This window comes from Pantoea sp. Tr-811 (genome assembly GCF_011752535.1).
GTDB lineage: Bacteria > Pseudomonadota > Gammaproteobacteria > Pseudomonadales > Pseudomonadaceae > Aquipseudomonas.
Window position 1 is genome coordinate 280,469 of sequence record NZ_VWXJ01000004.1, and the last position, 26,108, is coordinate 306,576.

Consider the following 26,108-nt stretch of genomic DNA (forward strand, 5'->3'; position numbering starts at 1 on the left):
GCCGACCAACTACCCCATTGCGCCCCTTTGGGAGGGAAAAGAGACTAGCAGCCCTTCCAGCTTCCGCCATCAGGCATTCCCTGATCCTGACCTGCGCTAACAGCTTTGCATCCTAAGCTAATGCAAAAAAGTTATTTATTTTAGAATTCTTAGATCATTTAGTCTCTCTTCATCCAATCCCCACATTGCCTGACGAGAGGTTCAACCATGATCCCGCATGCTCCGCTGCGCCTGTTCGCCGCCCTGACCCTCGCCAGCACCAGCTGGCTGGCCCAGGCCGCCGACCTGACGGTGGCCTACCAGACCACCGTCGACCCGGCCAAGGTCGCCCAAGTAGATGGCGACTATGAAAAAGCCAGCAAGGCCAGCATCGACTGGCGCAAATTCGACAATGGCGCCGATGTGATCACCGCCGTGGCCAGTGGCGACGTGCAGATCGGCTACCTGGGCTCCAGCCCGCTGGCCGCCGCCGCTACCCGCAAGCTGCCGGTCGAAACCTTCCTGATCGCCACCCAGATCGGCGCCGGCGAAGCGCTGGTGGCCCGCGACAGCATCAAAACCCCACAGGACCTGGTCGGCAAGAAAGTCGCCGTGCCGTTCGTATCCACCGGCCACTACAGCCTGCTGGCCGCGCTGAAACAGTGGAACATCGACCCGGCCAAGGTGCAGATCCTCAACCTCGCGCCACCGGCGATCATCGCCGCCTGGAAGCGCGGCGACATCGACGCCACCTATGTGTGGGACCCAGCCCTGGGCGTGGCCAAGGAAAACGGCAAGGTGCTGATTACCTCCGGCGACCTGGCCAAGCAAGGCGCGCCCACCTTCGACGCCTGGATCGTGCGCAAGGACTTCGCCAGCAAGCACCCCGAGGTGGTCAAGGCCTTCGCCAAAGTCACCCTCGACGCCTACGCCGACTACCGCAAAGACCCGCAAGCCTGGCTGGCCAACCCAGACAACGTGGCCAAGCTGGCCAAGCTTTCCGGTGCCAAGCCAACCGACATTCCGGTGCTGCTGCAGGGCAACGTCTACCCACTGGCCGCCGACCAGGCCAAGGCACTGGGCGCACCCACCACCCAGGCGCTGACCGACACGGCCACCTTCCTCAAGCAACAGGGCAAGGTCGACGCGGTGCTGCCGGACTACGCGCCCTACGTCAGCGCCCAGTACATCCCCAACTAACGCTTATCACCCAGGGAGCCTGTCATGGCCTTGCTTGAGCTGGAGCGCATCAGCGCACAGTACCCCGGCGCCGCCACCCCGGTGCTGGCCGACATCAACCTGAGCCTGGGCCCACGCCAGTTGCTGGTGGCCCTCGGGCCATCGGGCAGCGGCAAGACCTCGCTGCTGAACCTGATCGCCGGGTTCGTCGCCCCCAGCGCCGGACGTATCAGCCTCGACGGCAACCCGGTGCACGGCCCCGGCGCCGAGCGGGGCGTGGTGTTCCAGGACGATGCCCTGCTGCCCTGGCAGAACGTGCTGGGCAACGTCGCCTTCGGCCTGGAGCTGGCCGGCGTGCCACGCGCCCAACGTGAGGCCAAGGCCCGCGAGATGTTGGCCCTGGTAGACCTCGAAGGCTTTGCCGAGCGGCGTATCTGGCAACTCTCCGGCGGCCAGAAACAGCGAGTGGGCCTGGCCCGGGCGCTGGCGGCCGACCCACGGGTGCTGCTGATGGACGAACCCTTCGGCGCCCTGGATGCCTTCACCCGCGAACAGATGCAGGAGCTGCTGCTGCAGGTGTGGCAACGCACCGCCAAGCCGGTGTTCCTGATTACCCACGACATCGAGGAAGCGGTGTTCCTGGCCAGCGAGCTGGTGCTGCTGGCACCCAACCCCGGTCGCGTGGTCGAGCGCCTGCAACTGGACTTCGGCCAGCGCTATGCCGCCGGCGAACCCGCCCGGGCAATCAAGTCCGACCCCCGCTTCATCGAAACCCGCGAGCACGTACTGGCCCGCGTATTCGCCCAACGCCAAAGCCTGCAGGAGCAAGCATGAACAGCCTGAACCTGCCGGTTGCCGGCAAGCAAGCCACCTCTCACCGGCCCGCCGCCAAGGTGCGCCGTTCCTTGCCCACCCGCTGGATCAGCACCCTGACCCTGGCCAGCCTGCTGCTGGCCTGGTGGCTGGTGACGGCCGCCGGCTGGGTCGAACCGCTATTTCTGCCTTCACCCGGCGACATCCTGGCCAAGGGCTGGACCCTGCTCACCCAGGGCTACATGGACGCAAGCCTGTGGCAGCACCTGGGCGCCAGCCTTGGGCGTATCGGCCTGGCCCTGGCCGCCGCCACCCTGACCGCCATCCCGGTCGGCATCGCCATTGGCTACAACCGCGTGGCCCGCGGCATCCTCGACCCGCTGATCGAGTTCTACCGGCCAATTCCGCCGCTGGCCTACCTGCCGCTGATCGTCATCTGGTGCGGCATTGGCGAGCTGTCCAAGGTGCTGCTGATCTACCTGGCGATCTTCGCCCCCATCGCCATTGCCACCGCCACCGGCGTGCGCACCGTCGACCCGGCCAAGCTGCGCGCCGCGCAATCGCTGGGGGCGAGCAAGGCACAGCTGATTCGCCACGTGATCCTGCCCAGCGCCCTGCCCGACATCCTCACCGGCATCCGCATTGGCCTGGGCGTCGGCTGGTCGACCCTGGTTGCCGCCGAGCTGATCGCCGCCACCAGCGGCCTGGGCTTCATGGTGCAGTCGGCGGCGCAGTTCCTGGTTACCGATGTGGTGGTGCTGGGCATCCTGCTGATCGCCCTGATCGCCTTTGCCCTGGAGATGGGCCTGCGTGCCCTGCAACGCAAGCTGGTGCCCTGGCATGGCCAGAGCCACTGAACACGACTGACCACGCCAGCACACTGGCGCCTGATGAAGAGAACGACATGAGCCTGACCATCACCCCCCTCAGCCCGGCGCTCGGCGCGCAGATCAGTGGCGTGGACATCAGCGGCGAAATCACCACCGCCGAGCGTGACGCTATCGAGCAGGCGCTGTTGCAGCACCAGGTGCTGTTCTTCCGTGACCAGCCCATCGAGCCCGAGCAGCAGGCACGCTTTGCCGCGCGCTTTGGCGACCTGCACATCCACCCGATCTACCCCAACGTGCCAGAAACGCCCCAGGTGCTGATCCTCGACACGGCGGTGACCGACGTGCGCGACAATGCCGTCTGGCACACCGACGTGACCTTCCTGCCCACCCCCGCGCTAGGCGCGGTGCTCAGCGCCAAGCAACTGCCAGCCTTTGGCGGCGACACCCTGTGGGCCAGCGGCATCGCTGCCTTCGAGGCCTTGTCGGCGCCTTTGCGGGGCCTGCTCGACGGGCTCACCGCCACCCACGACTTCACCAAGTCGTTCCCGCTGGAGCGCTTCGGCACCACGCCCGAAGACCTGGCACGCTGGGAAGCAACCCGGCGCAACAACCCGCCGCTGTCGCACCCGGTGGTACGCACGCACCCGGTGAGCGGGCGCAAGGCGTTGTTCGTCAATGAGGGGTTCACCACGCGCATCAATGAACTGAGCGAGCTGGAAAGCGAGGCGCTGCTCAAGTTGCTGTTCGCCCACGCGACGCGGCCGGAGTTCAGCATTCGCTGGCGTTGGCAGGAAAATGACGTGGCGTTCTGGGACAACCGCGTGACCCAGCATTTTGCGGTGGATGACTACCGGCCCAATCGGCGGGTCATGCACCGGGCGACCATCCTTGGGGATGCACCCTTCTGAAAGGCCCCTCTCGCGACCTGCGGTCGCTCCTACACACCGGGTAGGAGCGACCGCAGGTCGCGAGAGGGCCAGCACAGGCGACTACCTGACCAGATGCAAGAACTGCATGTGCCGCTCGTACTGGTCGAGGATGTCGTTGATGATCTGCTCCTTGCTGTAGCCCACCAGGTCATAGTTCTGGCTGCCTTCGCTCAAATGCACCTCCGCCCGGTAGTAGCGGCGGTTCTTCAACTCCTGCGTACCCAACCCACCCAAGGCGAACGACGGGGTGAAATACCCACGCATCTGCACCTGGTAGATGAACGGCTGCTCCTCGCCATGGCCAACCTTGAGGCTGACGTTGTCATGGCTCGGGTCGTCCTGGGTCACCAGCACCAACCCCTTCTGCTCGAACACCTCGCGCACATCGGCAATCGCCGGGCGCACCACGTCGTCCATGAAGCGGTACACCTCATCACGTGACGGGAAGTGCACCGCCTGGCTCAGGCGCTGGCGCCAGCCGCCGCGGCCACGCCGGGTCTGGGCGAACGGTGCCAACGAGTGCATCTGCGCGATCTGCCGCTGGCTCTCCAGGTAGAAGGCCTTGTGCAGCCCCCACATCATGCACAGCAAGATCAGCGAGAACGGCAGCGAGGTGAGCACCACCGCCGACTTCAGCGAATCGATGCTGCCGGCGAACAGCAGGCCGCTGGTAATCAGCGCGGTCATCACGCCCCAGAAGATACGCAGCCAGTTCGGTCCGTCCTCGTCGGCGCCGCCGCCCTTGGCCGACAGCGTCGACAGCACCACGGTGCCGGAGTCGGCCGAGGTGACGAAGAACACGAAGCTGATGAACACCGTCACGGCGATCACCGTCTTGCTCCACGGGTAGGTTTCCAGCAGCAGGTACAGGCTCATCGACGGGTTGTCCAACGCCGACTGGCCAAGCGCGGTCATGCCGTGGTTGATCACCTGGTCCAGTGCGCTGTTGCCGAAAATCGACATCCACGCCAGGGTGAAGCCCAGCGGAATCAGCAGCACGCCGAACACGAACTCGCGGATCGTGCGCCCGCGGGAAATCCGCGCAATGAACAGCCCCACGAAGGGCGCCCAGGCAATCCACCAGGCCCAGTAGAACACCGTCCAGCCACCCAGCCAGTCGCGCTGCTCGCCGTAGGCGTACACGTCGAAGCTTTTGCGCGGCAGGGCGCCCAAATAGTCGCCAAGGTTCTGGATCAGGGTGTTGAACAGGTGCTGGGTGGGCCCGGCGAACAGCACGAACAACAGCAGCGCGCAGGCCAGGAACAGGTTGATGTCGCTCATCACCCGCACGCCCTTCTCCACCCCGGCGACCGCCACGGCCACGGCCGCGCCCATCATCAGGGCAATCAGGATCACCTGCACCCACTGGCTGTGGCTGATGCCGAACAGGTAGTCGAGGCCAGCGTTCAGGTGCAGCACGCCAAAGCCCATGTCGGCGCCCAGGCCGAACACCGTGGCAATGATGCCGAAGCCGTCCACCGCGTAGCCGATTGGCCCGTTGATGCGCTTGCCAATCAGCGGGTACAGCGCCGAGCGCAGGGCCAGCGGCAGGTTGTGGCGGTAGGCGAAGTAGGCCAGCGCCATGCCGACGAAGGCGAACACGCCCCAGCCGTGCAGGCCCCAGTGCAGGAACAGAATCTGCATCGCCTGGCGCCCGGCTTCGGCCGTGCCGCCCTCGCCCTGGGGCGGGGTGAGCATGTGGGTGAGTGGTTCGGACACGCAAAAGAAGAACAGCGTGATGCTGATGCCAGCAGCGAACAGCATGCCGGCCCATGACAGGTAGCTGAATTCGGGCTCGTCATGGTCGGCGCCCAGCTTGATCTTGCCGTAGCCGGACAACGCGGTAACCACCACGAACACCAGGTACAGGGTCATGGCCAGCATGTAGTACCAGCCGACCGTGTTGGCCGCCCAGTTCTGCGCTGCCAGCAGCCATTCACCGGCAGCTTGCGGGAAGGCGATCACCACCAGGCCGAACAGCAGGATGAAACTGGCGGCGAAGTAGAACACCGGGGGGTTCATGCGGATCTTGCCAGTGGCAAGGGTGGGGGACGATGCACTCATGAAACGGGCACCTCGCCAATCGAGGTGAGGCTCGGAATGAACGGGTTCAGCAAAGGAATCCTCCTGTTGAACACCGGCAGCGGACCAGCGTTTTTCATTGAACAAGCGTTCAAGTTAAACATGGATCGCATTTCAATGCGAACCGGGGCGCTGATCGGCGCCCCGGCCCTTTCGCGGGGCACCCTTGTAGGAGCGGGCTTGCCCCGCGAAAAGGCCGGCACACTCCATACAAATCCCGGCTCAGTTCCTGTCCTGACAATCCAACTGCAGATTCGCCTGGGTAATGTTGCTCGCTGCCGGCACGCTGCGGGTGAGCCACACATTGCCACCGATGGTCGAACCTTGTCCGATGGTAATCCTGCCCAGGATGGTCGCCCCGGCGTAGATCACCACGTCATCCTCGACGATGGGGTGGCGTGCCAGGCCTTTGTGCAGCGTGCCCGACTCATCGCTGGGGAAGCGCTTGGCGCCCAGCGTCACCGCCTGGTAGATCCGCACCCGCTCGCCGATGATCGCCGTTTCGCCAATCACCACGCCGGTGCCATGGTCGATGAAGAAACTCGGGCCGATTTGCGCGCCGGGGTGGATGTCGATGCCGGTGGCCGAGTGCGCAAGCTCCGAGCTGATCCGCGCCAACAGTGGCAACCCTGCCTGGTACAGGTGGTGGGCCAGGCGGTGGTGGATGATTGCCAGAATGCCTGGGTAGCACAGCAGCACCTCGTCGACGCTGCGCGCTGCCGGGTCGCCGTGGTAGGCGGCCAGCACGTCGGTGTCGAGCAGCACCCGCAATTGCGGCAAGGCCGCGGCAAAATCCTGGATCAGGCGCAGGGCCTGGCCATCGACCGCTGCCAGGTCGCCTTGGTTCTGCCGTGCGGCGTAGCGCAGTTCAAGCCGGGCCTGGGCCAGCAGCGCGGTAAGCGCAGCGTCGAGGGTGTGGCCGACGTAGAAGTCTTCGCTTTCTTCACGCAGGTCAACCGGCCCCAGGCGCATCGGGAACAGTGCGCCGCACAGCTGCTCGAGGATCTGCCGCATGGCCTCGCGCGACGGCAGTTCGCGTCCGCCCTGTTCGCCACTGCTGCGGCCATTGCGGCTGCGCCACTGCTCACGGGCGCCGCGCAGGCCGCTGACGATGGTGTGCAACTGCCAATGCCCGGATGAGGGTTGTTCGCTCACGGTGTTCTCCTGCCGAAGGGGACATAGTTGTATTGGCAGGTCCGGCCCTTTCGCGGGGCAAGCCCGCTCCTACAGGTGTTCCACATGCCTCAAGGTCTGTGGATTCCCTGTGGGAGCGGGCTTGCCCGCGAAAGGGCCGGACCTGCCATCTGCAATCCACTCTACGGCAAATCCGCCCCTTGGAAAAAACAACGCTTTATTCCACGCTGCACCAAGCCGGGCATAAGCCGCGATGACGCCGGAAGCATCCTGGCCTACCCTCAAAGCAGCCATCGACTGACAAATGCATTAAAAAGCATAACAAAATAAGTTTTTATTATTTCCTGGCCTATCAGCCGGATTCTATAGTCGCCACCCACTACTTCCACAACAAGCGCGGGGCCTGACATGTCGAAATTCGCCAAACCGCTACTCAACGCCAGCCTGGCCATCCTGCTGGGCGCCGGCCTGCTCGGCCAAGCCTTCGCCGGCGAGCAATTGAAGGCCATCCAGGAAAAAGGCGTGATCAACGTCGGCCTCGAAGGCACCTACCCGCCCTTCAGCTTCCAGGATGAGAACGGCAAGCTCACCGGCTTCGAAGTGGAGCTGTCCGAGCTGCTGGCCAAGGAGCTGGGGGTCAAGGCCAAGATTCAGCCCACCAAGTGGGACGGCATTCTTGCCGCCCTGGAGTCCAAGCGCCTGGACGTGGTGGTGAACCAGGTGACCATCTCCGATGAGCGCAAGAAGAAGTACGACTTCTCCGAGCCCTACACCATCTCCGGCATCCAGGCGCTAATCCTGAAGAAAAAGGCCGAGCAGCTGAACATCAAGACCGCCCAGGACCTGGCCGGCAAGAAAGTTGGCGTGGGCCTGGGCACCAACTACGAGCAATGGGTGAAGCAGGACGTGCCCAAAGCCGATGTGCGCACTTATGAAGACGACCCAAGCAAGTTCGCCGACCTTCGCAACGGCCGCATCGACGCCATTCTGATCGACCGCCTGGCAGCCCTGGAATACGCGCAAAAAGCCAAGGACACCGAACTGGCCGGCGCCGCCTTCTCGCGCCTGGAAAGCGGCGTGGCCCTGCGCAAGGGTGAGCCTGAGTTGCTGGCCGCCATCAACAAGGCCATCGACAAGCTCAAGGCCGACGGCACGCTGGCCAAGCTGTCGCAGAAATACTTCGGTGCTGACGTCACCCAATGATCGCTGAAAGCCTGCAACTCGTTACCGACTCCGCGCCCTTTCTGTTGAAGGGCGCGGGCTACACCGTGCTGCTGAGTGTCGGCGGCATGTTCTTCGGCCTGGTGCTGGGCTTTGCCCTGGCGCTGATGCGGCTGTCGAAGATCCTGCCGCTGGACTGGCTGGCGCGCATCTACGTGTCGTTCTTTCGCGGCACGCCGCTGCTGGTGCAGCTGTTCGTGATCTACTTCGGCATGCCACAGATCGGCATAGAACTGGACCCGATTCCAGCCTCGCTGATCGGCCTGTCGCTGAACATGGCCGCGTACATCTGCGAAATCCTCCGCGCGGCCATTTCTTCCATCGACCGCGGCCAGTGGGAAGCCGCCGCCAGCATCGGCATGACCCGCATCCAGGCCATGCGCCGGGCGATCCTGCCGCAGGCGCTGCGCACTGCGCTGCCGCCGCTGGGCAACAGCTTCATCTCGCTGGTCAAGGACACCGCCCTGGCGGCGACCATCCAGGTGCCTGAACTGTTCCGCCAGGCGCAGCTGATTACCGCACGCACCTTCGAAGTGTTCACCATGTACCTGGCAGTGGCGGTGATCTACTGGGTGCTGTGCAGCATCCTCGCGCACTTCCAGAACCGCATGGAAGCGCGGGTCAACCAGCACGACCAGGAGCACTGACGATGATCGTAGTAGAAGGCCTGACCAAGCGGTTCAAGGGCCAGACCGTGCTCAACGGCATCGACCTGACCGTGCAGCCGGGCGAAGTGGTGGCGATCATCGGCCCCAGCGGCTCGGGCAAAACCACCTTCCTGCGCTGCCTCAACCTGCTGGAAACCCCGGATGCCGGGCGCATCCGCATCGGCAGCATCAGCATCGACGCCAACCACCCGCTGGGTGGCCAGCAGGGCGCGATCCGCCGTTTGCGCCAGCAAGCCGGGTTCGTGTTCCAGAACTTCAACCTGTTCCCCCACCGCACCGCCCTGGACAACGTCATCGAAGGGCCGGTGATCGTCAAGAAAACCCCGCGCGAGCAGGCCATCGCGCTGGGCCGGCGCCTGTTGGCCAAGGTTGGCCTGGCGGGCAAGGAAGACGCCTACCCACGGCGCCTGTCCGGTGGCCAGCAGCAACGGGTGGCGATTGCCCGGGCCCTGGCCATGGAACCTGAGGTGATCCTGTTCGACGAGCCCACCTCGGCGCTCGACCCGGAGCTGGTGGGCGAAGTGCTGGAAACCATCCGCGGCCTGGCCGAGGAAAAGCGCACCATGATCATCGTCACCCACGAAATGAGCTTTGCCCGGGACGTGGCGAACCGGGTGATCTTCTTCGACAAAGGCGTGATCGTGGAACAGGGCGAGGCCAAGGCGCTGTTCGCCAACCCCCGTGAGGAACGTACCCGGCAGTTTTTGCGCAAGTTCCTCGGGACCGCCGCTTCGGAGTAAGGCTTGCCGGCCTCTTCGCGGGGCAAGCCCGCGCCTACAAGGGCATCGCGTTCGCTTGTAGGAGCGGGCTCGCCCCGCGAAGAGGCCATCACGCCCTACACAACTCCCCTCTTCTATCTATATTCCAAAGCGTTAGTTCATAAACCTTTAATAAGCCATTAGGGTATATGGACCGGACCACCGGACCAGCACAAGCCTGTCGCCATCAGCTGAAGCGACGCATCCACTTTGTGAGGTTCGGTTCTGATGACCATCCAGCCAAATACCCCCTTCCACAGCGACCTCGACAGCTCGCCCCTGCTGCTGCCGGCCAAGGTGTTGCGCAACGACGCCGAAGCCCTGCAAGCCGCCCGCGAACTGGCCGATGCCGCCCGCGAGCAGGCCGCCCGCCGCGACCGCCAGCGCAAGTTGCCCTGGGCCGAGATCGAACAGTTCACCCGCAGCGGCCTGGGCAGCATCAGCGTGCCCAAGGCCCACGGCGGCCCCGACGTATCCTTCGCCACCCTTGCCGAAGTGTTTCGCATCATCAGCGCCGCCGACCCGGCCCTGGGGCAAATCCCGCAAAACCAGTTCGGCCTGCTGCAACTGCTGCGCCTGACCGCCACCGAGGCCCAGCAGGCGCTGATTTTTCGCAGCGTGCTGGACGGCTGGCGCATCGGCAACGCCGGCCCCGAGCGCGGCACCAAGGACACCCTGACACTCAAGGCCCGCATCACCCGCAGCGCCGATGGCTATCGCGTCAGCGGCGAGAAGTTCTACTCCACCGGCGCCCTGTTCGCCCACTGGGTAGCGGTCAAGGCCCTGGACGACGAAGGCCGCCAGCGCCTAGCCTTCATCCGCCGCGCAAGCCCTGGGCTGCGCATCGTCGATGACTGGTCTGGCTTCGGCCAGCGCACCACCGCCAGCGGCACTGTGCTGCTCGACCAGGTGCCGGTGGACGCGGAGCTGGTGATCGACAACTGGCGCCAGCACGACCTGCCCAACATCCAGGGTGCGGTTTCGCAGTTGATCCAGGCTGCCATCGACGCCGGCATTGCCGAGGCCGCCATCGACGATGCCATCGCCTTCGTCCGCGAGAAGGCCCGGCCGTGGGTCGAGGCCAAGGTCGAGCGCGCCAGCGATGACCTGTACGTGATTGCCGATATTGGCCGCCTGAAGCTTGAACTGCATGCCGCCCAAGCGCTGCTGCACAGGGCGGCGCGGGTACTCGACGAGGTCAATGCAGGGCCGGTCGATGCCGCTGCCGCGGCGCGGGCCTCGATCGCCGTGGCCGAGGCCAAGGTGCTCACCACCGAGATCGCCCTGCAGGCCAGCGAGAAGCTGTTCGAACTGGCTGGCAGCCGCGCGACCCTGGCCGAGTTCAACCTCGACCGGCACTGGCGCAATGCCCGCGTGCATACCCTGCACGACCCGGTGCGCTGGAAGTACCACGCGGTTGGGGCCTACCACCTGAATGGGACCTTGCCTGCGCGGCATTCCTGGATCTGATTTGAGGGCGTAGGGGGCTGCGTTGCAGCCCAATCGCGACCTGCGGTCGCTCCTACCGTAGGAGCGACCAAAGGTCGCGAATGGGCCGCAAAACGACCCCACGGCCCTGGAGACCACCATGACAACATCGCTCATCACCACCGACACCCAGGCCCTCGAAGCCGCCGAGCACCTTGCCCAGCAGCTGCACCGCGACAGCGCCCTGCGCGACCGCGAACGCCGCCTGCCCCACCCTGAGCTGGAGCTGTTCACCCGCTCCGGCCTGTGGGCCATCAGCGTACCCAAGGCCTTCGGCGGCGCAGGTGTGTCCAACGTCACCCTGGCCAAGGTGATCGCCCGCATCGCCCAGGCCGACGCCTCCCTTGGGCAAATCCCGCAAAACCACTTCTACGCCCTTGAAGTGCTGCGCGTGAACGGCAGCCCCGAACAGCAACGCCGCCTCTACGCCGAAGTGCTGGCCGGCCGCCGCTTCGGCAATGCCCTGGCCGAACTGGGCACGAAAACCGCCAACGACCGTACCACCCGCCTGACCCGCGACGGCGCCGGCTACCGCATCAACGGCCGCAAGTTCTACGCCACCGGCGCCCTCTACGCCCAGCGTATCCCCACCTCGGTGATCGACGAGCAAGGCCGCCAGCAACTGGCCTTCGTGCCCGCCGCCAGCCAGGGCCTGCAGGTGATCGACGACTGGAGCGGCTTCGGCCAGCGCACCACCGGCAGCGGCTCGGTACAGTTCGACAACGTATACGTCGACGAAGCCGACGTGGTGCCGTTCCAGAGCGCCTTCGAGCGCCCGACCCCGGTCGGCCCGCTGGCGCAGATCCTTCACGCCGCCATCGACACCGGCATCGCCCGCGCCGCCTTCGAAGACGCCCTGCACTTCGTGCGCACCCGCAGCCGGCCCTGGGTCGACTCGGGCCTGGACAAGGCCAGCGACGACCCACTGACCCTGAAAAGCTTCGGCCACCTGGCCATCCGCCTGCACGCCGCCGAAGCCCTGCTGGAACGGGCTGGCGAATACCTCGACCAGGCCCAGCTGGACAGCACCGCCGACAAGGTCGCCGCCGCGTCCATTGCCGTGGCCGAAGCCCGCGCCATCAGCACCGACATCTCGCTTGCCGCCGGCACCACGCTGTTCGAGCTGGCCGGCAGCCAGGCCACCCTGGCCGAACACAACCTCGACCGCCACTGGCGCAACGCCCGCGTGCACACCCTGCACGACCCGGTGCGCTGGAAGTACCACGCCATCGGCAACTACTACCTCAACGACGAGCACCCACCACGCCGGGGGACCATCTGATGGCCAAGCAGATCCTGCTCAATGCCTTCAACATGAACTGCATCGGGCACATCAACCACGGCCTGTGGACCCACCCACGGGACACCTCCACCCAGTACAAGACCCTCGCCTACTGGACCGACCTGGCGCGCCTGCTCGAACGCGGCCTGTTCGACGGCCTGTTCATCGCCGACATCGTCGGCACCTACGATGTCTATGGCCAATCGGTGGACGTTCCCCTCAAGGAGTCGATCCAGCTGCCGGTCAACGACCCGCTGCTGCTGGTGTCGGCCATGGCCGCGGTCACCCGCCACCTGGGCTTCGGCCTGACCGCCAACCTCACCTACGAGGCGCCGTACCTGTTCGCCCGGCGCCTGTCGACCCTGGACCACCTGAGCAACGGCCGGGTGGGCTGGAACATCGTCACCGGCTACCTCGACAGCGCCGCCCGGGCCATGGGCCTGGCCCAACAGCCCGAGCACGACCGCCGCTACGACCAGGCCGACGAGTACCTGCAGGTGCTGTACAAGCTGCTCGAAGGCAGCTGGGCCGACGACGCCGTGGTCAACGACCGCGCACGGCGGGTGTACGCAGAGCCGGCCAAGGTACGCAAGGTGCGCCACCAGGGCGAGTTCTACCAGGTCGAGGGCTACCACCTGTGCGAACCCTCGCCGCAGCGCACCCCGGTGCTGTTCCAGGCCGGCAGCTCGCCACGTGGCCTGGCCTTTGCCGGCAACCATGCCGAATGCGTGTTCATCAGCGGCCAGGACAAGGCCGCCACCCGCGCCCAGGTCGACAAGGTGCGCGCCGCGGCCCAGGCCGCTGGCCGTGACCCGCAGGCGGTGAAGGTGTTCATGGGCATCACCGTGATCGTTGCGCCCACCGAGCAGCAGGCGCAGGCCAAGCATGCCGAATACCTGCAGCATGCCAGCGCAGAAGCCGGCGTGGCGCACTTCGCCGCCTCCACCGGTATCGACTTCGCCGCCTACGGCCTGGACGAGCCGATTGGTGCCAGCAAGGGCAACGCCATCCAGTCGGCGACCCGCCAGCTTCAGGACAACGCCTGGACCCGCCGCCGCCTGCTGCAGCAGCACGCCCTCGGCGGGCGCTACGTGACCCTGGTCGGCGCGCCCGAGCAGGTGGCCGAACAGCTGATCGCCTGGATCGACGACACCGGCCTGGACGGTTTCAACCTGACCCGCACCGTCACCCCGGAAAGCTACGAGGACTTCATCGACCTGGTGGTGCCGCAACTGCAACAGCGCGGCCGCTACAAAACCGCCTACGCCGACGGCACCCTGCGCGAAAAGCTGTTCCAGGGTGACCACCCACACTTGCCCGCCGACCACCCAGGTTCGGCCTACCGCCACACCCCTGCCCCGACTGGAGCCCTGCACCATGCTTGAGAAACTGTTTCGGCCCGTCGCGGCCATCGCCCTGGGCCTGAGCCTGTCCGCCAGCGTGCTGGCCGCCGAGCCGTTGAAAATCGGTACCACCTCGGCCTTCGCCATCCCACTGGAAGCGGCGGTGGAAGAAGCGCACAAGCAAGGCCTGGACGTGAAGCTGATCGAATTCAGCGACTGGATCGCCCCCAATGTCAGCCTCAACAGCGGCGACATCGACGTGAACTACTTCCAGCACATCCCGTTCCTGGAAAATGCCAAGGCCGCCGCTGGCTTCAACCTGGTGCCCTACGCCCCGGGCATCATCAACAACGTCGGCCTGTACTCGAAAAAGTACAAGTCCTTCGCCGAGCTGCCAGAAGGCGCCAGCGTGGCCATCGCCAACGACCCAATCAACAGTGGCCGGGGCCTGCAGCTGCTGGCCAAGGCTGGCCTGATTACCCTCAAGCCCGGGGTGGGCTACAAGGCCACCGAGGACGACATCACCGCCAACCCGAAAAAGCTGAAAATCCTTCAGGTCGAGGCCGTGCAACTGGTGCGTGCCTATGACGATGCCGACCTGGTTCAGGGCTACCCGGCCTACATCCGCCTGGCCAACAGCTTCGATGCCACCTCGGCGCTGCTGTTCGACGGCCTGGAAAACAAGGAGTACGTGATCCAGTTCGTGATTCGCCCGCAAAGCAAGGACGACCCCCGCCTGGCCAAGTTCGTCGATATCTACCAGCACTCGCCGGCCGTGCGTGCCGCGCTGAACAAAGCCCACGGCAGCCTGTACCAGGCCGGTTGGGAAGGCTGACATGAGCCAGGCCAACGCGCTCCGGGCGCCCACCGCACAACCATCGCCGCCAACGGCCAGGGAGCAGGCCCTGCGCCCGGAGGTCAACCAGGCCCACATCCGCTTCATCGGCCTGGGCAAAACCTACCCAGGCCAAGCGCAACCTGCCTTGCAAGGCATCGACCTGAACATCCAGCGTGGCGAGATTTTCGGCATCATCGGCCGCAGCGGTGCCGGCAAGTCGTCGCTGCTGCGCACCATCAACCGCCTGGAGCAACCCAGCCAGGGCCGGGTGCTGATCGACCAGGTAGACATCGCGCCGTTCGACGAGGACCACCTGGTGGCGCTGCGCCGGCGCATCGGCATGATCTTCCAGCATTTCAACCTGATGTCGGCCAAAACCGTGTGGCAGAACGTGGAACTGCCGCTGACGGTGGCCGGTGTGGCCAAGGCCGAGCGCCAGCGCAAAGTGCGCGCGTTGCTGGAGCTGGTTGGCCTGCAGGAAAAACACCACGTCTACCCGGCGCAGCTGTCCGGCGGCCAGAAGCAGCGTGTAGGCATTGCCCGGGCACTGGTACACGACCCGGAGATTCTGCTGTGCGACGAGGCCACCTCGGCGCTGGACCCGGAAACCACCGCGTCGATCCTTGAACTGCTGCGCGACATCAACCGGCGCCTGGGCCTGACCGTGGTGCTGATTACCCATGAAATGGCAGTGATCCGCGACATCTGCCACCGCGTGGTGGTGCTGGAGCGCGGCGAAGTGGTGGAGCAAGGTGAGGTCTGGCGGGTGTTCGGCAGCCCGCGCCACGAGGTCACCCGTACCCTGCTGGCGCCCTTGCAGACCAAGCTGCCCGAAACCCTACAGGCCAGGCTGCGCGCCAGCCCCGTTGGCTACGACAGTGCCGTGGTACTCAAGCTCAGCGTGCTCGGCGAGCCGGCGCTGTCTGACCTGTTCGCAGACCTTGGCGGGCATGTGCGCCTGCTCCAGGGCGGCGTGGAAACCGTGGGCGGGCATGCCCTGGGGCTGCTGATACTGGCGGTGCAAGGCGCACCGCACGACACCCATCAACTGCTGGAGCGTGCCCGCCGCTGGGCCGAGGACGTGGAGGTACTGGGCCATGTGGTTTGACCGCCTGCTCGAAGGCTTGCTCGACACCCTGCTGATGGTGGGCGTGTCGTCGTTGATCGCGCTGCTGCTGGGGGTGCCGATGGCGGTGCTGTTGGTCACCAGCGACAAGGGCGGGATTTTCCAGGCGCCGCTGCTGAACCGGGTGCTGGGCGCGTTCGTCAACCTGTTCCGCTCGGTGCCGTTCCTGATCCTGATGGTCGCGCTGATCCCCTTCACCCGCCTGCTGGTGGGCACCACCTATGGTGTGTGGGCCGCCGTGGTGCCGCTGACCATTGCCGCCACGCCGTTCTTTGCGCGCATTGCCGAAGTGAGCCTGCGCGAAGTCGACCATGGTTTGGTGGAGGCGGCCCAGGCCATGGGCTGCCGGCGCTGGCACATTGTTTGGCACGTGCTGCTGCCTGAGGCGCTACCGGGAATCGTCGGTGGCTTCACCATCACCCTGGTGACGCTGATCAACTCATCAGCCATGGCCGGGGCCATTGGCGCCGGGGGGCTTGGCGACATTGCCTACCGGTACGGCTACCAGCGTTTCGACAGCCAGATCATGTTGACCGTGATTGCCATGCTGGTGGCGTTGGTAGCGGTGATTCAGCTCGGTGGCGACCGGCTGGCGAAGGGCTTGAACAAGCGTTGAGGCGGATCGCGAGCTGCGCTCGCTCCTACGGGGGTGGTAGGAGCGAGCGCAGCTCGCGATGCGCCGCCACGGCGGCGCGCTTGCTCACCCCCAATTCAACGCCCCCGCCGGCACTGGCCGCCCGAACCAATACCCTTGCCCTAACTGGCACTGCTGCTCCAACAGAAACCGTGCCTGTTCAGCCTGCTCGATTCCTTCGGCATGCACCTGCATGCCCATGCTCCGCGCCAGGGCGATGATCACCCGCACAATCGCGATATCATCGTCGTCTTGCGGCAAACCAGCCACAAAGCCCTGGTCGATCTTCAACTTCTGCACCGGCATGCGCTTGAGCCGCAGCAACGACGAATACCCCGTGCCGAAATCATCGATGGCCAGGTTCAAGCCCAGCTCGCGCAGGCGATGCAGCTGCTCCAGCGCCACCTCCGGGTCTTCCATCACCGCACTCTCGGTCACCTCCAGCTCCAGCAGCGCTGGGTCCAGGCCGGTTTCGTGCAGCACCTCGGCCACCTGCCGGTACAACTCGTGCTGGCCAAACAGGCGGCTGGAGATATTGACCGCCACGAATGCCAACCCGCGGCCGTCGGCCTGCCAGTGCACCATCTGCCGGCATGCCTGGCGCAGCACCCAGGCATCGATCTCGGCAATCAGCCCGGTGCGCTCGGCAATTGGAATGAACTCACCCGGCGGCACCAGCCCGCGCTGGGGGTGCTGCCAGCGCACCAGCGCCTCGACGCCGACCATTTTCCCGGTGAACAGGTCGTGTACCGGCTGGTAGAACACCCGCAACTCGTCCTGGGCCAGCGCCTGGCGCAGCTCGCCGGCCGTTTCCACCCGGTGCTGGGCGTGGGCGGTCAGCTCCTCGGTGTACAGCGCGTAGCAGGCGCGGCCATTGCCCTTGGCCTTGAACAACGCCGAGTCGGCATTGCGCAGCAACTGCTCGGCGCTCAGGGCATCGCTGGGGAACAGGCTGATGCCCACGCTGGCGCTGATGAACAGCCGATGCCCGTCGAAGTCGAACGGCTCGCGCATGCGCTCGATAATCAGCTGCGCCAGCTTGCCGGCCTGGCCCACCTGCTGGCAGTTTTCAGCCAGCACGCCAAATTCGTCGCCGCCCAGGCGTGCCAGGGTCACGCCATTGCCCAGCACTTCACGCAGGCGTTCACCCACCAGCTTGAGCAACTGGTCGCCAATGGTATGGCCCAGGCCATCGTTGATGCTCTGGAAATGGTCGAGGTCCAGCAGCAGCAAGGCGCAGCCGCGCTTGTTGGCCTGCGCCGCAGCCAGTGCCTGCTCGGCACGGTCGTTGAACAACAGGCGGTTGGGCAGCCCGGTGAGCGGGTCGTGGTGGGCCAGGTAGGCCAGTTCCTGCTCCGAATGCTTGATCGCACTGATGTCGCTGAACACTGCCACGTAATGGCTCAATTGACCGTTATCATCGCTAATGGCACAGATCGTCTGCCATTGTGGGTAAATTTCACCGCTTTTGCGGCGGTTCCAGATTTCCCCGCTCCATTCACCCTTCTCGGCCAGGGTGGCGTAGATCTGCTGGTAGAACGGCACCCCGTGGCGGCCCGACTTGAACTTGCTCGGGCGCTGGCCCAGCACTTCTTCCTGTTGGTAACCGGTGATGCGCATGAACGCGCGGTTAACGTGCACGATCAGGCCGCGGCGGTCGGTCACCAGTACCCCTTCCAGGGTGCTGTCGAACACCGCCGCGGCCATGCGCAGGCGCTCACGGTCGTCGCGGCGCAGCCGGGCGCCGATGCCGATGAAGTTGAGCAGCCGCGCCCGGGTCACGAAAATCAGCAAGGCGCTGACCAGTACCCAGATCACCACATTGATCTGCCGCCCCACGGTCAGTGCCAGCGGGTCGTCGGACATCGTGCGCAGCACCCCCTCCGACAGCACCAGCCAGAGGATCGAAAACACCACATAGAGCGCAGCCATGCGCAATGCGTCGCGGACGGAGACAGACATGTCGGAGCGAATAATCCATTGAAAAGGAAGGGCGATTATAAAGGCATGAAACATGCCGTGACTTCCTATCTGAAAGGGTGACTGGTTTTATTTCCCCACCAAGGGATAATCAGCCCCTCTTCCCTGCAATCCCGAGGGTTTTCCTGCCTATGTGGTACAACGGCCTGCTCGACTTGTCGGCCTGGCAACTGGTCGCCGTCACCCTGCTGATGACCCATGTGACCATCGTCAGCGTCACGGTGTACCTGCACCGCTACTCCGCCCACCGCGCCCTGGAGCTCAACGGCGCGCTCAAGCACTTCTTCCGCTTCTGGCTGTGGCTGACCACGGCGCAGAACACCCGCGAGTGGACCGCCGTCCACCGCAAGCACCACGCCAAGTGCGAAACCCCCGACGACCCGCACAGCCCGGTGTACAAAGGCCTGGGTACGGTGTTGCGCAAGGGTGCCGAGTTGTACCGGGAAGAGGCGCGTAACCCCGAAACCCTGCGTATCTACGGCAAGAACTGCCCCGATGACTGGGTCGAGCGCAACCTCTACTCGCGTTACAAGCTCGGCGGCATCGCCCTGATGGCGGTGCTCGACCTGCTGCTGTTCGGCACCATCGGCATCACCATCTGGGCGGTGCAGATGATGTGGATTCCGTTCTGGGCGGCTGGCGTGGTCAATGGCCTGGGCCATGCGGTGGGTTATCGCAACTTCGAATGCCGCGACGCGGCCACCAACCTGGTGCCGTGGGGTATCGTCATCGGCGGTGAAGAGTTGCACAACAACCACCACACCTACCCCAACTCGGCGAAGCTTTCGGTGAAACGCTGGGAGTTCGACATGGGCTGGGCGTGGATCCGCCTGTTCAGCCTGCTGCGCCTGGCCAAGGTGCAGCGCGTGGCGCCCATCGCCCACCGGGTGGAGGGCAAGGCCAGCCTGGACATGGACACCGCCATGGCCATCTTGAACAACCGGTTCCAGATCATGGCCCAGTACCGCAAGCTGGTGATCGGCCCGTTGGTCAAGCAGGAGCTGGCCAAGGTCGACGCCTCGGTGCGCCACCGCTTCCGCCGCGCCAAGCGCCTGCTGTCGCGGGAAACCAGCCTGCTCGAAGACCGCCACCATGTGCGCATCGAGTCGCTGCTCGCCCACAGCCAGGCGCTGAAAACCATCTATGAGAAGCGCCTGGCCCTGCAGCAGATCTGGGCGCGCACCAGCGCCAATGGCCACGACATGCTGGCGGCCATGAAGGATTGGGTGCACGAAGCCGAAGCCAGCGGCATTCACGCCCTGCACGAGTTCGCCGCGCAGCTTAAAACCTACTCCCTGCGCCCCACCGGGGCCTGACCGCCGTTGATCGGCATGCCCCGCAATGGGGCATGCCAGGCTGGAACTTAACCCCTGAAAATCCACTCAAAATCTGCACATCGCCCGCGGGCGGGCTGGTTGCTGGCCGCGCGCTTCCCTGTCGAGAAACCGCTCCGTGCCCATGGCCAAGACTATCGATTCCACCCTGCCCGGCAATGCCCCTCCCGCCGCCGCCCAAACCTTGCTGGCCCTGCTTCACGCACAGGGCGAGGTTGCCCGCCTGAGCGAGCGCGAGCAGCTTTACAGCTCGCTGCTCGACAGCGTCAATGCCGTGCTGTGGGCCTTTGACTGGGAAACCCGCCAGGTGTTGTATGTAAGCCCGGCCTATGAACGCATCTTCGGCCGCCCGGTCAGCCAGGTGCTGGCCGACTACAACGAATGGCGCGACAGTATCTACCCCGACGACCTGGAATACGCTGAACGCAGCCTGGCCCAGGTGCTGCTCAAGGGTGCAGTGGAAGACCGCGAGTACCGCATTCTAAATGCCAGCGGCGAGGTGCGCTGGTTGAGCGACAAGTGCTACATCAACCAGCAGCTTGAGGGCGACCGGGTAATCATCGTTGGCATTGCCGAGGACATCACCGAGAAGAAACAGCTCGAAGGCGAACTGCACCGCCTGGCGACGACCGATGTGCTGACCCAGAGCAGCAACCGCCGGCATTTTTTCGACTGCGCCCAGCAGGCCTTCGACGACGCCCGCGAAGCGGGTACGCCGCTGGCGTTCCTGTTGCTGGATATCGATGACTTCAAGCGCATCAATGACAGTTACGGGCACCAGGAGGGCGACCAGGTGCTGCAGCGCATTGCCGACACGGGCAAGGCGGTGCTGCGCCGGGGTGATTTGTTCGGGCGCATTGGTGGCGAGGAGTTCGCGGCGGTGTTTCCTGGCTGCACGGCACAGGTGGCCGAGCAGATTGCCGAGCGGTTGCAGCGCGAGATTCAGCGGTTGGGGTTCAGCCATGGGGATGAGGTGTACAACGTGACGGTGAGCCAGGGGCTGACCGGGTTGACGGATGAGGACGAGGTGCTGGATAGCTTGTTTGCCCGGGCGGATGCGGCGATGTATCAGGCCAAGCGGCAGGGGAAGAACCAGATTGTGCGGGGGTGAGGGACCGGTTTGAGGTTGCGCCTGTGAGATCGAGCGCCGCCCGCGCGGCGCATCGCGAGCTGCGCTCGCTCCTACCAGGCCAAGCCTGCGCAAATCCGGTAGGAGCGAGCAAAGCTCGCGATGGGCTGCGCAGCAGCCCCAGCTCAGAACAGGCGCAAAAGCCTCACAACATCCCCCGGCATTTCCTACAAAACCGCACTGGTAGCAGCACCACCCGCAAAATATCCTACAAACCCTGTCGGCTCGCGTCTGATTGTTACTGGAAACCCGTCTCTCTAGGCTTTCCAGGTCGCTGAATGGTTCAGCGATCGGGTGTGGAAACCTGACAATCAATGAGAGTGCGGCTGCCGTCATGGCGGTTGTATACGGAAGGTCGCAAGGCCTGCCGGGGTTCTCATGCCTGGTTTTCCACTCCGTGTACAACCGCCACCCTTCGTGTGGAAACGATTGGGTGGGGTAATGACATGAGAAAGCGTTATGAAAAAATCGCCCCCAACCCACCCTCCCTCACGCTGTGATGATCGCCCCATCCACCTCAACAACTCAGGGAGAGAACATATGACCGCAGACAACCGCACCACCCCCGGCAAAACCTGCTTCTACCAAGGCGATACCTTCAAACAACCCTTGTTCCAGATCGCCCCCGGCATCCCCTGCCAGCACGCCCGCGACCAGGCTTCGGAATTGATGGGCTGTGTGCGCGACCTAACGCTGACCGCCGTGATGGACAACGACCCGCAATTGATCTGGGCAGCGCATTACTTGAGCGCGCTGGCCAAGGCCTTGTTGGATGATGCGGAGCTTGGCATGGGCCGGTGAGATCGAGCGCCGCCCGCGCGGCGCATCGCGAGCTGCGCTCGCTCCTACCAGGCACGCGCCCCCACCGGTAGGAGCGAGCGCCAGCTCGCGATGGGCCAGCCGGGTGGCGCTCGATCCAGAAGGCAGGTTCAGGCGGTTGGTTCAGGCGGCTCGGCTTGCTCTGGTTGTTCGGGCAACACGTCGATCACCGGGGTTTCAGCCACAGGTTCGGCTTTGCCTTCGGTATTCTCCACCTTGCGCAACCGCCCCAACTCCGGCAACCCGACTTTCAGCAGCCGCGCGGTCTTGCCGTTGGCCAGCCGCTCCAACCCCTGGTCCGCCGGCAACCGCGCCAGCTGCCCGGCCAGGTTCATCGCCAGGATCTCCCGCGAATACACCCCGCCGCCCAGCTGGTAGATCGCCGCAATCAATTCCCGCAGGCCCAGCGGCAAGCGCCAGCGGGTGCGCAGGGCGGAACCGAAGGCTGCGCCGAATTCGTTCAGTGCCAGTTGCACCTTGTCTTCATCCAACTCGCCCCCGGCCAGGCGCCATTCCTGCAGGCAGCGCAGCACCGCCAGGTCGCCCAGCGAATGCAGCAGGCCCGCGCAATAGCAGCGCTCCTGGTCCAGGTCGAGCATGCGCGCCAGCGAGCGGGCGTATTCGGCGGTGTGCAGCGAGAGGTTCCAGTACCGGGTGGCATGCTGGGTCAGCAGCGGGTCGCTGAGGTGGGCACTGCGCTTGAGGGTCATGCCCAGGATCAAGTTCATGCTCTGGGTGCTACCCAACTTGTTCAGCGCCTGCAGCAAGGTTTGCGCCGGGGCATCGCGGTGCAGGGCAGCGCTGTTGGCGGCAGCGATCAGCACGGCGGTGATCTGCGGGTCGTCACGCACCTCTGCCTCCAGCACCCTGAGGTTCAGCCCTTGGGGGTTCAGCGCACGCTTGATCGCCAACTGCACATCGGCAAACAGTGGCCCGCCATCAGCGGTTGCCCGACGCTGTTCCAGGTAGTCGCTGAGTTTCACCCCCGGCAGCAACGCCGGAATCGGGCACGACACCTCTTCGCCGGCATGCACCAACAACACTTCCAGGCGCTTGCGCAGCTTGTCGAAGTTCAGCGGCTTGCTCAGGTATTCAGTGGGATGAAAGCGCAGGGTTTCCTTCACGCTGGCGGGGTCGCTGCGCTCGCTCAGCAGGATGAACGGCAGGGCCGACTTCTCCGTTTGGCTACGGACCTTGCGCAGTAGATCCAGGCCGTCGCCAGCGGGCAGTTCACGGGCGGCAATGATCAGGTCGGGCTTGCTCGAAAGCGCACTGATCGCCTGCGAGCCGTCGGCACATACCTGCAGGCGGGCGTCGCAACGCACGCTGAGCAGCATTTCCCGCAGCATGTCGCGTACCCAGGGGTCGCCCTCGACAATCAACACGCTAGGTGGGGTGGGGTCTGCAGCACTCATGGCCAACTCCTGAATATCCCTGACACACAGTCCTTCGCAGCTTCCAAGGCAAGTCCTTCCACAACCATAGCGCTCCTGAGCTTTCCTGGGCACAAAAAAAAACCCGCCGAGGCGGGTTTTTCATGAAACGTGTCACATCAGGCGAGTTCAGCGAAGCACTCTTCGATGATGGCCAGGCCTTTGTCCAGCAGTGCGTCTTCGGCGGTCAGCGGAACCAGAATCCGCAGAACGTTGCCGTAGGTGCCGCAGGACAGCAGGATCAGGCCCTTGTCACGTGCCTTGGCAACCACTTGGGCCACGGCAGCAGCGTTCGGGGTGTGGGTGCCTTTCTCGAAGACTTCCACAGCGATCATCGAACCCAGACCACGGACATCACCGATGATCGAGTGCTTTTCCTGGATCTTGCGCAGGCCGGTGGTCAGGTGCTCACCCACGGCTTTGCTGCGATCCAGCAGTTTCTCTTCCTCGAACACCTGGATAACGGCCAGGGCCGCGGCGCAGGCGATTGGCGAGCCGGCGTAGGTGCCGCCCAGGCCACCTGGGGCGATGGCGTCCATGTACTCGGCCTTGCCGCAGACACCGGCCAGCGGGAAGCCGCCAGCGATGGACTTGGCGAAGGTGGTCAGGTCAGGCGCAACACCCATCTGCTCCATGGCGAAGAAGGTGCCGGTACGGCCAGCGCCGGTTTGCACTTCGTCGGCAATCAGCAGGATGCCGTGCTTGTCGCACAGCTCGCGCAGGCGCTTCATCAGCTCTTTCGGCGCTGGCAGGAAGCCGCCTTCGCCTTGCACAGGCTCAAGGATGATCGCGGCGATGTCGCGTGGCTCGGCGTCGTTCTTGAAGATACGCTCAACCGAGGCGATGGCGTCGTCAACGCTCACACCGTGCAGCTCGCTCGGGAACAGGGCGCGGAACACGCCGCCTGGCATCAGGCCCATGCCAGCGGAGTACGGCACGACCTTGCCGGTCAGGCCCAGGGTCATCATGGTACGGCCGTGGTAGCCGCCGGTGAAGGCAATCACACCAGCGCGGCCAGTGGCGGCACGGGCGATCTTCACGGCGTTTTCAACGGCTTCGGAGCCGGAGGTAACCAGCAGGGTCTTCTTGTCGAAGTCGCCTGGCACCAGCTTGTTGATCTTCTCGCACAGCTCTACGTAGGGTTCGTAGGCCAGCACCTGGAAGCAGGTGTGGCTGACTTTGGTCAGCTGCTCTTGCACGGCTGCAACCACTTTCGGGTGCAGGTGGCCGGTGTTCAGTACTGCGATGCCGCCGGCGAAGTCGATCAGTTCGCGGCCTTCAACGTCGATCACGGTTGCGTTCTTCGCCGATTCGACGAAGATCGGGTGAATTTGGCCAACGCCACGTGGGACGGCGGCGACACGACGTTGCATCAAGGATTCGTTGGTCTTGCTCATAATGCCCTCATTGCGCCGAGTGGCGGCGCTTTTATTCGGGGGTGGCTGGCTGCGCCTTCGAACAGTATTCGTTGATCGACTGCCGAAAACGCCCTGGCCACCAGGTACTGCATGTCAAAAAGGCCAGCGAGACGTCGCTCTCGCGCCCCGCTGGCAGAGGTAAAGCCTGTGAAACGGGTTACCGTGCGATCAGACGCTGATGCACAGGTATTTGATTTCGAGGTAGTCCTCGATACCGTATTTGGAACCTTCGCGGCCCAGGCCCGAGGCCTTGATGCCACCGAATGGCGCGACTTCGTTGGAGATCAGGCCGGTGTTGATACCCACCATGCCGTATTCCAGGGCCTCGGCAACACGGAACACACGGCTCATGTCGCGGGCGTAGAAGTACGAGGCCAGGCCGAATTCGGTGTCGTTGGACATGGCGATGACTTCGGCTTCGTCTTTGAAGCGGAACAGCGGCGCCAGTGGGCCGAAGGTTTCTTCCTTGGCAACGGCGGCGGTTTTCGGCACGTCGACCAGGATGGTCGGCTCGAAGAAGTTGCCTTCGATCAGCTTGCCACCGGACAGCACCTTGGCGCCTTTGCCCACGGCGTCTTCGATGTGTTCCTGAACCTTGGCAACGGCCTTGCCGTCGATCAGCGGGCCAGTGGTGGTGCCTTCTTCCAGGCCGTTACCGATCTTCAGCTTGGCAACAGCGGCGGCCAGCTTCTGGGCGAACGCGTCGTACACGCCGTCCTGCACGTAGATACGGTTGGCGCAGACGCAGGTCTGGCCGTTGTTGCGGTACTTGGAGATGATCGCGCCCTCGACGGCCTTGTCCAGGTCGGCGTCGTCGAACACGATGAACGGGGCGTTGCCACCCAGCTCCAGGGAAACCTTCTTGATGTCCTTGGCGCATTCTTCCATCAGCTGGCGACCGATTTCGGTCGAGCCGGTGAAGGACAGCTTGCGTACCAGGGAGTTGCCAGTCAGCTCGCCGCCGACTTCGCCAGCGCTGCCGGTAACCACGCTCAGCACGCCAGCCGGGATGCCGGCACGGGTGGCCAGCTCGACCAGGGCCAGGGCGGAGTACGGGGTTTGCGAGGCAGGCTTGAGCACCATGGTGCAGCCAGCGGCCAGGGCCGGGCCGGCTTTACGGGTGATCATGGCGGCCGGGAAGTTCCACGGGGTGATGGCCGCGGTAACGCCGATTGGCTGCTTGATGACGATCAGGCGCTTGTCTGGCTGGTGGCCCGGGATGGTGTCGCCGTAGACGCGCTTGGCTTCTTCGGCGAACCACTCGATGAACGAGGCGGCGTAGGCGATTTCGCCCTTGGCTTCGGCCAGTGGCTTGCCTTGTTCGGTGGTCATCAGGCGAGCCAGGTCGTCCTGGTTCTCGATCATCAGTTCGAACCAGCGACGCAGTTTGTTCGAGCGCTCTTTGGCGGTCAGTGCGCGCCAGGCCGGCAGGGCCTTGTCGGCAGCTTCGATGGCGCGGCGGGTTTCCGCGGTGCCCATCTTCGGCACGGTACCGATGACTTCACCCGTGGCCGGGTTGGTCACGTTGATGGTCTGACCGTTATCCGCATCCAGCCACTCACCATTGATGAAGGCTTGCTGGCGGAACAACTGAGCGTCTTTGAGCTGCATGTCGGCTTCCCGAAATTGTTGATTGTTTGAAAAGCGCCCAAGGCAGGGCATCGAGCGTTTGAAATCTCAAACGAATGCTA

The 26,108-nt window shown here is 64.6% G+C and carries 23 protein-coding genes; 17 read left to right on the forward strand and 6 right to left on the reverse strand.

Features of this window, described 5'->3' with window-relative positions:
* Window positions 1–207 precede the first annotated feature (207 nt).
* From tauA to tauD, 4 genes are read left to right on the forward strand one after another with little or no spacing between them, the layout of a single operon-like run.
* Window positions 208–1,179 carry a taurine ABC transporter substrate-binding protein gene (tauA, locus tag F3J44_RS08315; protein ID WP_167271653.1) on the forward strand — a complete coding sequence of 324 codons (972 nt, stop codon included), beginning with the start codon at window positions 208–210 and terminating at the stop codon, window positions 1,177–1,179.
* A 30-nt stretch (window positions 1,180–1,209) separates the two neighbouring features.
* Entirely contained in the window at window positions 1,210–1,992 is a 783-nt protein-coding gene (gene tauB, locus F3J44_RS08320; protein ID WP_370526721.1) for a taurine ABC transporter ATP-binding subunit, read from the forward strand.
* Window positions 1,989–2,828 (forward strand): taurine ABC transporter permease TauC, encoded by an 840-nt coding sequence (tauC, locus tag F3J44_RS08325; protein ID WP_167271657.1) that lies wholly within the window; start codon window positions 1,989–1,991, stop codon window positions 2,826–2,828. The genes tauB and tauC overlap by 4 nt, the downstream gene beginning before the upstream one ends.
* Window positions 2,829–2,875: 47 nt before the next feature.
* Window positions 2,876–3,709: a taurine dioxygenase gene (gene tauD, locus F3J44_RS08330; protein WP_167271659.1), complete on the forward strand. Its 834-nt coding sequence runs from the start codon at window positions 2,876–2,878 to the stop codon at window positions 3,707–3,709.
* Window positions 3,710–3,790: 81 nt separating this feature from the next.
* Here the strand turns inward: tauD and betT are convergent, their stop codons facing one another.
* Both betT and epsC read right to left on the reverse strand, forming a co-directional pair.
* Window positions 3,791–5,794: a choline transporter BetT gene (gene betT / locus F3J44_RS08335; protein ID WP_167062754.1), complete on the reverse strand. Its 2,004-nt coding sequence runs from the start codon at window positions 5,792–5,794 to the stop codon at window positions 3,791–3,793.
* A 240-nt stretch (window positions 5,795–6,034) separates the two neighbouring features.
* A complete protein-coding gene (epsC, locus tag F3J44_RS08340) occupies window positions 6,035–6,967 on the reverse strand; it encodes a serine O-acetyltransferase EpsC (RefSeq protein WP_167271661.1) in 933 nt (310 codons plus the stop codon).
* Window positions 6,968–7,051: 84 nt separating this feature from the next.
* On the opposite strand from epsC, the gene F3J44_RS08345 reads away from it, so the two are divergent.
* The 10 genes from F3J44_RS08345 (at window position 7,052) to F3J44_RS08390 (ending at window position 16,286) form a co-directional block, all read left to right on the forward strand.
* On the forward strand, window positions 7,052–7,276 hold the full coding sequence (locus tag F3J44_RS08345; RefSeq protein WP_167271663.1) for a hypothetical protein: 225 nt from the start codon (window positions 7,052–7,054) through the stop codon (window positions 7,274–7,276).
* 78 nt (window positions 7,277–7,354) lie between these two features.
* Window positions 7,355–8,149 (forward strand): cystine ABC transporter substrate-binding protein, encoded by a 795-nt coding sequence (gene tcyJ, locus F3J44_RS08350; protein ID WP_167271665.1) that lies wholly within the window; start codon window positions 7,355–7,357, stop codon window positions 8,147–8,149.
* A complete protein-coding gene (tcyL, locus tag F3J44_RS08355; RefSeq protein ID WP_370526722.1) occupies window positions 8,149–8,814 on the forward strand; it encodes a cystine ABC transporter permease in 666 nt (221 codons plus the stop codon). The genes tcyJ and tcyL overlap by 1 nt, the downstream gene beginning before the upstream one ends.
* A gap of 2 nt (window positions 8,815–8,816) precedes the next feature.
* Window positions 8,817–9,575, forward strand: a complete 759-nt coding sequence (gene tcyN, locus F3J44_RS08360; protein ID WP_167271669.1) for an L-cystine ABC transporter ATP-binding protein TcyN — start codon at window positions 8,817–8,819, stop codon at window positions 9,573–9,575.
* Window positions 9,576–9,821: 246 nt separating this feature from the next.
* Window positions 9,822–11,063: an SfnB family sulfur acquisition oxidoreductase gene (locus F3J44_RS08365; RefSeq protein ID WP_167271671.1), complete on the forward strand. Its 1,242-nt coding sequence runs from the start codon at window positions 9,822–9,824 to the stop codon at window positions 11,061–11,063.
* Between the two features lie 118 nt (window positions 11,064–11,181).
* Window positions 11,182–12,363, forward strand: a complete 1,182-nt coding sequence (locus F3J44_RS08370) for an SfnB family sulfur acquisition oxidoreductase (protein ID WP_167062772.1) — start codon at window positions 11,182–11,184, stop codon at window positions 12,361–12,363.
* A complete protein-coding gene (locus F3J44_RS08375) occupies window positions 12,363–13,748 on the forward strand; it encodes an LLM class flavin-dependent oxidoreductase (RefSeq protein WP_167271674.1) in 1,386 nt (461 codons plus the stop codon). Before F3J44_RS08370 ends, F3J44_RS08375 begins: the two co-directional genes overlap by 1 nt.
* On the forward strand, window positions 13,741–14,541 hold the full coding sequence (locus F3J44_RS08380; RefSeq protein ID WP_167271676.1) for a MetQ/NlpA family ABC transporter substrate-binding protein: 801 nt from the start codon (window positions 13,741–13,743) through the stop codon (window positions 14,539–14,541). Before F3J44_RS08375 ends, F3J44_RS08380 begins: the two co-directional genes overlap by 8 nt.
* A 1-nt stretch (window position 14,542) precedes the next feature.
* Entirely contained in the window at window positions 14,543–15,652 is a 1,110-nt protein-coding gene (locus F3J44_RS08385) for a methionine ABC transporter ATP-binding protein (RefSeq protein WP_167271678.1), read from the forward strand.
* Window positions 15,642–16,286, forward strand: coding sequence for a methionine ABC transporter permease (locus tag F3J44_RS08390; protein WP_167271680.1), 645 nt, complete (start codon window positions 15,642–15,644; stop codon window positions 16,284–16,286). Before F3J44_RS08385 ends, F3J44_RS08390 begins: the two co-directional genes overlap by 11 nt.
* An 84-nt stretch (window positions 16,287–16,370) precedes the next feature.
* On the opposite strand, the gene dibA is transcribed toward F3J44_RS08390, so the two are convergent.
* Window positions 16,371–18,266 carry a phosphodiesterase DibA gene (gene dibA / locus F3J44_RS08395; protein WP_167271682.1) on the reverse strand — a complete coding sequence of 632 codons (1,896 nt, stop codon included), beginning with the start codon at window positions 18,264–18,266 and terminating at the stop codon, window positions 16,371–16,373.
* A gap of 149 nt (window positions 18,267–18,415) precedes the next feature.
* On the opposite strand from dibA, the gene desA reads away from it, so the two are divergent.
* From desA to F3J44_RS08410, 3 genes are all read left to right on the forward strand, one after another.
* Entirely contained in the window at window positions 18,416–19,600 is a 1,185-nt protein-coding gene (gene desA, locus F3J44_RS08400; RefSeq protein ID WP_167062790.1) for a delta-9 fatty acid desaturase DesA, read from the forward strand.
* Window positions 19,601–19,742: 142 nt separating this feature from the next.
* The gene (locus tag F3J44_RS08405; RefSeq protein ID WP_167271684.1) at window positions 19,743–20,729 is read left to right on the forward strand and encodes a sensor domain-containing diguanylate cyclase; all 987 of its coding nucleotides are present in this window, start codon (window positions 19,743–19,745) and stop codon (window positions 20,727–20,729) included.
* Window positions 20,730–21,287: 558 nt separating this feature from the next.
* Entirely contained in the window at window positions 21,288–21,548 is a 261-nt protein-coding gene (locus F3J44_RS08410) for a DUF3077 domain-containing protein (RefSeq protein ID WP_167271686.1), read from the forward strand.
* Between the two features lie 128 nt (window positions 21,549–21,676).
* Here F3J44_RS08410 and F3J44_RS08415 read toward each other — a convergent pair whose 3' ends face one another.
* The 3 genes from F3J44_RS08415 to gabD all read right to left on the reverse strand — a co-directional run bounded on the left by F3J44_RS08415 (window position 21,677) and on the right by gabD (window position 26,028).
* The gene (locus F3J44_RS08415) at window positions 21,677–22,981 is read right to left on the reverse strand and encodes a response regulator (RefSeq protein ID WP_167271688.1); all 1,305 of its coding nucleotides are present in this window, start codon (window positions 22,979–22,981) and stop codon (window positions 21,677–21,679) included.
* 137 nt (window positions 22,982–23,118) lie between these two features.
* A complete protein-coding gene (gabT, locus tag F3J44_RS08420) occupies window positions 23,119–24,396 on the reverse strand; it encodes a 4-aminobutyrate--2-oxoglutarate transaminase (RefSeq protein WP_167062817.1) in 1,278 nt (425 codons plus the stop codon).
* 189 nt (window positions 24,397–24,585) lie between these two features.
* Window positions 24,586–26,028, reverse strand: coding sequence for an NADP-dependent succinate-semialdehyde dehydrogenase (gene gabD / locus F3J44_RS08425; RefSeq protein ID WP_167062820.1), 1,443 nt, complete (start codon window positions 26,026–26,028; stop codon window positions 24,586–24,588).
* Window positions 26,029–26,108 lie beyond the last annotated feature (80 nt).